Source organism: Pseudomonas sp. (assembly GCF_049590575.1).
Classification (GTDB): Bacteria; Pseudomonadota; Gammaproteobacteria; order Pseudomonadales; family Pseudomonadaceae; genus Aquipseudomonas.
Map to the genome: position 1 here is coordinate 1 of NZ_JBAWDE010000326.1, position 7,627 is coordinate 7,627.

Genomic DNA, 7,627 nt, shown 5'->3' on the forward strand with positions numbered 1-7,627 from the left:
CTACCGGCGTGGCGTGCTGCGCTGCCACGACAGCGTGGCCGGGTTGCGCGTGTCCGGCGCGTTCCCGTTGGGCGACACCGACGCCAGCCTGCGCCTGCTGCAGGACACTTTGCCGGTCAAAATCAGCAGCCTGAGCGGCTACTGGGTGACGATCGAGCCGCGCTGAAACTTTTTTGGCTTTTCGCTGATACCTTTTTCGTTGTCGCCCGGTGTAGGGGAGAACCCTCAACGTTGCACCGCGCCGACAGGAACGCCCATGACCTTCACATCGCACCCCATCCGCCCCTTGAAGGCCTTGAGCCTGGCCGTTGCGCTGGCCGCTATCGCGCCGTTGCACAGCGCCGTCGCCGCCGACGTTGCGACCAGCGCGGCACGCAGCTACAGCATCGCGCCGGGGCCATTGGGCAACGTGCTGGCGCAGTTTGCGGCGTTGTCCGGTGTGCCGTTGTCGTTTGATTCGAAGTTGCTCAATGACCAGCAAAGTGCTGGCCTGCAGGGCAGCTACACCGCGCAATCGGGCTTCATGCAATTGCTCCAGGGCAGCGGTTACAGCCTGCAAAGCAGCGGCGCGAATGGGTATACCGTGGTGCCCCAGGCCGGCGGCGATGCGCTGGAACTGGGCGCCACCACCATCAGCGGTGAGAGCGGGGCGCAGGCGGACACCTATGGCGGCGGCCAGGTGGCGCGTTCGGCGCGGCTCGGCGTGTTGGGCAACCGTTCGATCAATGACGTGCCGTTCAGTGTGGTCAGCTACACCGCCAAGACCATCGCCGACCAGCAGGCGCGCACGGTGGGTGATGTGTTGCTGAACGACGCGTCGGTGCGTCAGTCCTCGGGGTTCGGCAACTTTTCCCAGGTATTCACCATCCGAGGCTTGCCGCTGAACACGGACGACATTGCTTTCAATGGCCTGTACGGCGTGCTGCCGCGGCAGATCATCACCACCGAGGCGCTCGAACGCGTCGAGTTGTTCAAGGGCCCCAACGCCTTCGTCAACGGCGTGTCCCCAGCCGGCAGCGGGATCGGCGGCAGCGTCAACCTGGTGCCCAAGCGCGCCGAAGACATCGCCACCCGCAGCGTGACCCTCGACACCACCACCGATGGCCAGGCCGGCGGCCACCTCGACCTGGGCCAGCGTTTTGGCGAAGACAACCGCTTTGGCGCGCGGGTCAACCTCGCCCGGCACGGCGGGGACACGGCCATCGAGGATGAATTCAAAAGCTCGCAACTGGTCGCTATCGCCCTGGATTACCGTGGTGATCGCCTGCGCGTGTCCACCGACTTCGGCTACCAGAAAGAGCGCATCAACAATGGCCGCTCGGTGGTTTACCCCACCGGCACCAAAGTGCCAAAGGCCCCATCGGCCAAGGATAACTACGCCCAGGACTGGAGCTGGTCGGAGCTGGAAGACACCTACGGCATGTTCAATGCCGAATACGACCTGAATGAAAACTGGACCGCCTATATGGGCGGCGGCGCCAAGCACACGCGGGAGAATGGTCAGTATTCGTCGCTGTATGTGGGCAATAACGGCGCGGGGCAGGTCGGCTTTCTGTACTCGCCCCATGACGAGGACAACAAGAGCGCCATGGGCGGCGTGAACGGGCATTTCAGCACCGGGCCCGTGACCCATCAGATAAACGTCGGCTTGTCGGGGATCTGGGGCGAGCAGCGTTCGGCGTTCGAGGCGATCCTGCGCGCCAATCGGCAGCCGGGCAACCTCTACAACCCGACGCAGATACCGCGCCCGAGCGTGACGTACTTTGGCAGCGATATTCATGACCCGCGCATCGTCGGCAAGAACCGCATCAAGAGCGCGGCGGTGTCCGACACCCTGGGCTTTATTGATGATCGGGTGCTGCTGACCCTGGGCGTACGGCGCCAGACCATCGAAGTGGACGCGTGGAACACCACCACCGGCGCGCGCAATGCCAACTACGCCGAGTCGATCACCACGCCGGTCTATGGCCTGGTCATCAAACCGTGGGAACACATGTCGTTTTATGCCAACCGCATTGAAGGCCTGGCCCAGGGGCCGACGTCGCCGTCGACGGGGGTCACCAACCCCAACGTCACCTTTGCGCCCAATCGCAGCAAACAGACGGAAGCCGGGGTCAAGCTCGATTGGGACAGCTACGGTGCGACGCTTGGTGTCTACCGCATCGAGCAGCCCAACAGCGCCACCAACCGCAACCCGAATGGCACCAACACCTTCAGCGTCGACGGCGAGCAAATCAACAAGGGCGTGGAATTGAACGTGTTTGGCGAGCCGGTCGATGGCCTGCGCCTGCTCGCCGGCGCGACGTGGATGCACACCGAGTTGACGAGCACCTCCAACGGCCTCACTGACGGCAACCGCGCCGCCGGCGTGCCGCGCTTCCAGTACAACCTGGGCGCCGACTGGGACATCCCAGGTATCCAGGGCGCCGCCGTCAATGCACGGCTGCTGCGCACCGGCGGCGAGTACGTGGATGCGGGCAACAGCCTGAGCATCCCGGCCTGGACCCGCGTCGACCTCGGCGCCCGTTATGGTTTCAAAGCCGACGACACGTACATCACCCTGCGCGCCAACGTCGAGAACGTGGCGAACAAGGCGTACTGGGCCTCGGCCTCGACCGCCAACAACTACCTGACCCAGGGCGAGCCGCGTACGGTGAAGTTGTCGGCAACGGTGGACTTCTAATCGCCAAACACGCTCAACTGTAGGCGCGAGCCCGGCTCCCACCCGAGCGCGCCTATTCAGGACTTGGAGGCACCACTGTGAACACCCTTGAGCACTCCCCGCAATCGGTCATCGACTTCTGGAAACACGCCGGCCCCAAGCGCTGGTTCGCCAAGGACGATGCCTTTGACGCGACCTTCCGCGAGACCTTCCACGCCACCCACCTGCAAGCCGCCCGACGCGAGCTGGAAAGCTGGCTGGACTCGGCAGAGGGCGCGCTGGCCTTGCTGATCCTGCTCGACCAATACCCGCGCAACGCATTTCGCGGCACCGCGCACATGTTCGCCACCGACCCCTTGGCGCGGCTGTACGCCGCGCGCATGGTCGACGCAGGCCTGGACCAGCAAGTTGAGCCAGCGTTACGCGCGTTCTGTTATCTGCCGTTCGAACACGCCGAAAACACCGCCGACCAGCAGCGCTCCCTCGTCCTCAACCAGACACTGGACGCCAGCACCTACCATTGGGCCAAGGAACACGCCGCAATCATTGAACGCTTCGGGCGCTTTCCGCATCGCAATGCAGTGCTCGCCAGGGAATCCACAGACGCTGAACGCTGCTTTCTGGAAGAGGGCGGGTTTGCTGGCTGACCCGGCTATTCCCGCCAGGAATGCCCCCATAAAAACAGCGCATTGTCTTTCTGGCCGCACATCTCGTAGCGTGGGGTTTCACTCAAGGAGACCTGCCCATGCACCCGCCCTCGCTGCGCCTCTATGTTGATTCGGTCTACACCAGCCCTTATGCGATGTCGGTATTTGTGGCCCTGCGGGAAAAAGGCCTGGGGTTCGAACTGGCTAGCGTTGACCTGGAAGCCGCGCAACACCGCGCGGCTGACTTTGCCCAGCTGTCGCTGACCCAGCGCGTGCCGACCTTGGTGGCAGGCGACTTTGCGCTGTCGGAGTCCTCAGCCATCACCGAGTATCTGGAGCAGGCCTACCCCGAGGCGCCGATCTATCCGGCAGACCCGAAGCAGCGGGCGAGGGCGCGACAAGTGCAGGCGTGGCTGCGCAGCGATCTGCTACCGATTCGCCAGGAGCGTTCGACGCTGGTGGTCTTTTGCGGGCAGACAATGCCGGCGCTGTCGCCCGAGGCCAGGGTGGCAGCCGACAAGCTGATCAGCGCGGCGCAGGCGCTGCTGGTGGGCAACCCGCAGAACCTGTTGGGCGAGTGGTCGATTGTCGATGTGGACCTGGCGGTGATGCTCAACCGCCTGATCCTCAATGGCGACAGCGTGCCTGCCGAACTGGTCGACTATGCGCAGCGCCAGTGGCAGCGGCCTTCGGTGCAGGAATGGGTCAATCTGCCAAGACCTGGGCTCTAGGCCACGCCTGCTCCACGCGCCGATCCAGGTCTTCCCAATCCGCCATGCCGAGTACCCGCGTGGTATTCAAGCCGCGCAGGTAGCCGCGCAATTGCTGGGCGCTGGCGAAGGCCTCGGCGGTATCGGCTGCCGGGTCCTGCAGCACCTGTTCGTAGTCGACCAGGTAATCGGCGACACGCTCACGAAACTCCGGCAGTACGGCCTCGCGGATGCGGTCGAAGGTTTTCTGGTGGGGCTTCATGGCAGGGTCCTTATAGGTTTTATCAGTGCACTATCGGTTCAGATAATAGTCACCATCACGTAACGCAAGTTCTGTTTTTACCGCAATAGCGCAAAATCGCTTTCATCGACACGCGGCTCAAGGAAATGCGCGATGAGAACGTTTATTCAACTGGCTTTGATGGCCCTGATGCTCGGCGCGGCGGCCATGAACACGGCGGCGATTGCTGCGGAATTGCCTGAAGGCCATTTGCTACCAATCGCCAGTAGCGTAGACTCCTTGCGCCGTACGCAAACGGTGGGTGTGTTGCTCAGCGACAACACCCGCGACAATCTCAGCTACCTTGAACGCTACCACGAGATGGCCTTGAATGGCGCCAAGGATGCCCTCGACGGGCGTATCCGCCAGGCGTTCGTCAACAGTTCCGACCCGGAACTGGCCATTGATTGGTTGATGAGTTCGCTGCAAGGCACCTTTTTGTCAGTGACTGTCTACGACAATCTGGATGCCTTGGTGCAGGCTCACCCCGATGTGGTGGTGATGCTCGACACCCATAATCAACTGCTGACCCAGCGTAACGATCAGGTCGAGGCGCGGTTTATTGCGCGGTTCTATGACGCGAACCTGCAATACATCGCCAAGGCCGAAGGCTCGGTACACAAGCAGGTGCCATCGGTGTGGGTGCGTGACAAGGCGGCACCGGAGATTGCCGCACAGATCGAGCAGCAGCGGGATGTGCAGCTCGATGCCTTGAAGCAGTTTGATGCGTCGCTCAAGGCGTTGATTCGCGCCAGTTAACGTGAACTTTTATTGCTATCCAGGGATTTTTCATGCGCTCTTTTTTCGTACCGGCCACTGCTCTGATGCTGGTCGGCTGTGTTTCCGCCCCTAACGCACCGACGCTGACCCTGCAAACCAGCAAGGGCCCCGAGGCCTATGTGCAATGCGTGTTGCCCAAGCTGGAAAAACACGGAATCACCTCGACGGTGACGCAGAACTCGCGCCACGCCAAGGTGGTGTTGACCAGCAAGATTGCCGCCGATGATGTGCTGGAGGCTTACAAGTCCCAGGACGGCGGCAAAGTGTTCCTGTACGAGCGCAAGCCGCTGGCGTCGGCCCTCACGCCGTCGCGGCTTGAGCTGGCGGCGCAGGAATGCAAGTAACCCATGTGGGAGCGGCTTGGCTTCTCCCACATTTGGCTGTGTGCAGCGCTTAGGGTTTTGCTTCGTTGCTGAAGGTGTTCACGGTCTTGACCAGCCCTTGCGCCGCCAATGCCACCAATTCACCGCCTTTTTCCACCGTCGCCAGTGCCGGGTCCGAGCCCATGCGCCCGTCGGGGAAGCGTGCGCGGAAATCCAGGGCTTCACGGATCGGGCCGGTGTTGGCGATTGGCGGCGAATAGTCGGCTGACTTGATCGCGTCCGGGTACGCCCACTGCGTCACCGCAATTTCCGACGGCGTGGCGTGGCTGCCGTGACCGACCGGGAATTGGCGGTGGGCCAGCTCGGTGACGCCTTCGAGGTCCCACCAGTTCACCAGTTTTAAGGCGAACCCGGCAGGCCGGCGGCCAAAGCTGGCCTCGGCGTACAGCTCGGAAAACGCCGCTTCGATGGTCGCGATATTGCCGCCGTGGCCGTTGAGGAACAGAATCTTTTCAAAACCATGCCCGGCCAGCGAGCGCACCCAGTCGCCAATCGCGGCGATAAAGGTGGAAGGGCGCAGGGAAATGGTGCCGGGGAAGCCGAGGTGATGCTGGGCCATGCCGATATTGAAGGTCGGGCCGATCAGGATGTCGGCGTTTTTCTGGGCTTCATGGGCGATGATTTCCGGGCACATCCAGTCGGTGCCAAGCAGGCCGGTAGGGCCGTGCTGTTCGTTGGAACCGATCGGGATCACCACCGTGCGGCTGCGCTCCAGAAACTGCCCGATCTCGATCCAGGTGGACTTGTGTAGAAGCATTCGACGCTCTCTTATGTCTGTGGGGACAGGCTAACCGCCACGGATTGTACGACTACTCGCCACCTGTTGGGGTTTGCAATTGAGGTACGTCGAGGACTTCAGCCAGCGCTGGTCGGGGTACCACGAAAACATGAACTGCCCATCCTTGAGCTTGTCCACCACTTGGCGTGCCACCTGCGGGCGCACGGCCGGGCAACCCTGGCTGCGGCCGATACGGCCTTCGCGCTTGCTCCACAACGGGCTGACATAGTCGGCGGCGTGAATCACGATGGCGCGGTCGCGGGCCTGGTCGTTGAAGCCCGGCTCCAAGCCATCCATGCGCAGCGAGTAGCCGTGGGTGCCCAGGTAGCTTTCCTGGGTGCGGAACAGGCCTATGCTGGATTGGTGGCTACCTTCGAGGTTGGAGAATTGGGTGGCGAAGTTTTCCCCGGACTTGGCGCCGTGGGCCACCAGGTCGCGCAGCACCAGGGTCTTCTTGCGCAAGTCGAAGATCCACAGCCGACGAGCGGTCGAAGGCTGGGAGTAGTCAATCACGGCCAGGCGCTCTGAGCGTTCCTCGCCATTATTGACCGCGCACTGCACCGCGTTCAGGGCGCTTTTGAGTACAGTGGGATTGAGTTCTGGAGCCGAGCGCGCCAGGCTGCTATACAAGTTAGGAGTAGTCCCATTGGCGGCGAGCGCAAAATTGCTCAAGGTAGCCAGGGTCACGGTGACTAAACCGAGACGGCACATAAAAGTCAGCATCTACAGTACAACCCCCACTGTGGATTGGAGCCCAGTCAATTGTTCAAAAAACACGCATGTTACTTGAGCATTTGCCTGCTCGTTGCACCATTGGTCGCGGCAGCCGAACTTCTGCCGGACGATGCGCTCCCTGTCGCGCCGCCGACCCTGGTGGCAACGGCGCCAGTGCAGCAGGCGCTGGCGCAACTGCTGAGTGTCTGCCCCAGCCTCGCGCCGCAGATCGATGCCGCCGCGCAAGCACGTCTGCAGGCCTTCTACCAGCAGCAGGGTGATGTGCCGCTGTGGTCGGCCGACGAGCGCCGGCAAGCGTTGCACGCGCAGTTGCTGCTGCTCGCCGACGACGGCCTGGACCCCACCCACTATAGCCTGCCTGCGGCGGACGCCACGGCCAACGTGCTGTGCAGCGATATCGGCACCAGCCAGGCGTATCTGCAAGCCCTGCAGGATCTGCACTACGGGCGCCTGCAGCAGTCGCGCTTCGAACCCCTGTGGCATTCCCAGCCACCGGCCCACGACCCCAACACCGAAGTGCTGGCCCTGGCCGCCGTCGGCCAGCAAGACCTGGCCCAGGCCTTCGACCAGGCACGCCCCAGCGCCGACCTTTACCGCAGCTTGCGCAATGCCTATTCCGCCGTGCGCCTGCAACCGTTGCCACATTGGGACC

At 62.8% G+C, this 7,627-nt stretch carries 8 protein-coding genes and 2 pseudogenes; 7 read left to right on the forward strand and 3 right to left on the reverse strand.

The window, feature by feature from the left end:
• The 4 genes and pseudogenes from WBR57_RS22775 to yfcF all read left to right on the forward strand — a co-directional run.
• Window positions 1-166 (forward strand): annotated as a pseudogene (locus tag WBR57_RS22775) (iron dicitrate transport regulator FecR); the annotation flags it as partial.
• Window positions 167-256: 90 nt separating this feature from the next.
• Entirely contained in the window at window positions 257-2,683 is a 2,427-nt protein-coding gene (locus tag WBR57_RS22780; protein ID WP_424086860.1) for a TonB-dependent siderophore receptor, read from the forward strand.
• A 77-nt stretch (window positions 2,684-2,760) separates the two neighbouring features.
• Entirely contained in the window at window positions 2,761-3,309 is a 549-nt protein-coding gene (locus WBR57_RS22785; RefSeq protein WP_424086862.1) for a DUF924 family protein, read from the forward strand.
• A 98-nt stretch (window positions 3,310-3,407) separates the two neighbouring features.
• Window positions 3,408-4,040 (forward strand): glutathione transferase, encoded by a 633-nt coding sequence (yfcF, locus tag WBR57_RS22790; RefSeq protein ID WP_424086864.1) that lies wholly within the window; start codon window positions 3,408-3,410, stop codon window positions 4,038-4,040.
• Here yfcF and WBR57_RS22795 read toward each other — a convergent pair.
• Window positions 4,015-4,281 carry a hypothetical protein gene (locus WBR57_RS22795; protein WP_424086865.1) on the reverse strand — a complete coding sequence of 89 codons (267 nt, stop codon included), beginning with the start codon at window positions 4,279-4,281 and terminating at the stop codon, window positions 4,015-4,017. The two genes, yfcF and WBR57_RS22795, sit on opposite strands and share 26 nt — an antisense overlap.
• A gap of 132 nt (window positions 4,282-4,413) precedes the next feature.
• Between WBR57_RS22795 and WBR57_RS22800 the strand changes: the two genes are divergently transcribed.
• The gene (locus tag WBR57_RS22800; RefSeq protein WP_424086867.1) at window positions 4,414-5,058 is read left to right on the forward strand and encodes an ATPase; all 645 of its coding nucleotides are present in this window, start codon (window positions 4,414-4,416) and stop codon (window positions 5,056-5,058) included.
• Between the two features lie 32 nt (window positions 5,059-5,090).
• Window positions 5,091-5,423: a hypothetical protein gene (locus tag WBR57_RS22805; RefSeq protein WP_424086869.1), complete on the forward strand. Its 333-nt coding sequence runs from the start codon at window positions 5,091-5,093 to the stop codon at window positions 5,421-5,423.
• A gap of 49 nt (window positions 5,424-5,472) precedes the next feature.
• Here WBR57_RS22805 and WBR57_RS22810 read toward each other — a convergent pair whose 3' ends face one another.
• Window positions 5,473-6,219 (reverse strand): creatininase family protein, encoded by a 747-nt coding sequence (locus WBR57_RS22810; protein ID WP_424086871.1) that lies wholly within the window; start codon window positions 6,217-6,219, stop codon window positions 5,473-5,475.
• A 30-nt stretch (window positions 6,220-6,249) separates the two neighbouring features.
• Window positions 6,250-6,963 carry a murein L,D-transpeptidase catalytic domain family protein gene (locus tag WBR57_RS22815; RefSeq protein ID WP_424086873.1) on the reverse strand — a complete coding sequence of 238 codons (714 nt, stop codon included), beginning with the start codon at window positions 6,961-6,963 and terminating at the stop codon, window positions 6,250-6,252.
• 39 nt (window positions 6,964-7,002) lie between these two features.
• Here WBR57_RS22815 and WBR57_RS22820 point away from each other — a divergent pair.
• Window positions 7,003-7,627 (forward strand): annotated as a pseudogene (locus tag WBR57_RS22820) (L,D-transpeptidase family protein); the annotation flags it as partial.

Excerpts from the sequence above, each read along its gene's own strand:
- WBR57_RS22780 (WP_424086860.1), top strand. The coding sequence starts at position 257 with ATGACCTTCACATCGCACCCCATCCGCCCCTTGAAGGCCTTGAGCCTG.
- yfcF (WP_424086864.1), top strand. The coding sequence starts at position 3,408 with ATGCACCCGCCCTCGCTGCGCCTCTATGTTGATTCGGTCTACACCAGC.
- WBR57_RS22795 (WP_424086865.1), bottom strand. The coding sequence starts at position 4,281 with ATGAAGCCCCACCAGAAAACCTTCGACCGCATCCGCGAGGCCGTACTG.
- WBR57_RS22800 (WP_424086867.1), top strand. The coding sequence starts at position 4,414 with ATGAGAACGTTTATTCAACTGGCTTTGATGGCCCTGATGCTCGGCGCG.
- WBR57_RS22805 (WP_424086869.1), top strand. The coding sequence starts at position 5,091 with ATGCGCTCTTTTTTCGTACCGGCCACTGCTCTGATGCTGGTCGGCTGT.
- WBR57_RS22810 (WP_424086871.1), bottom strand. The coding sequence starts at position 6,219 with ATGCTTCTACACAAGTCCACCTGGATCGAGATCGGGCAGTTTCTGGAG.
- WBR57_RS22815 (WP_424086873.1), bottom strand. The coding sequence starts at position 6,963 with ATGCTGACTTTTATGTGCCGTCTCGGTTTAGTCACCGTGACCCTGGCT.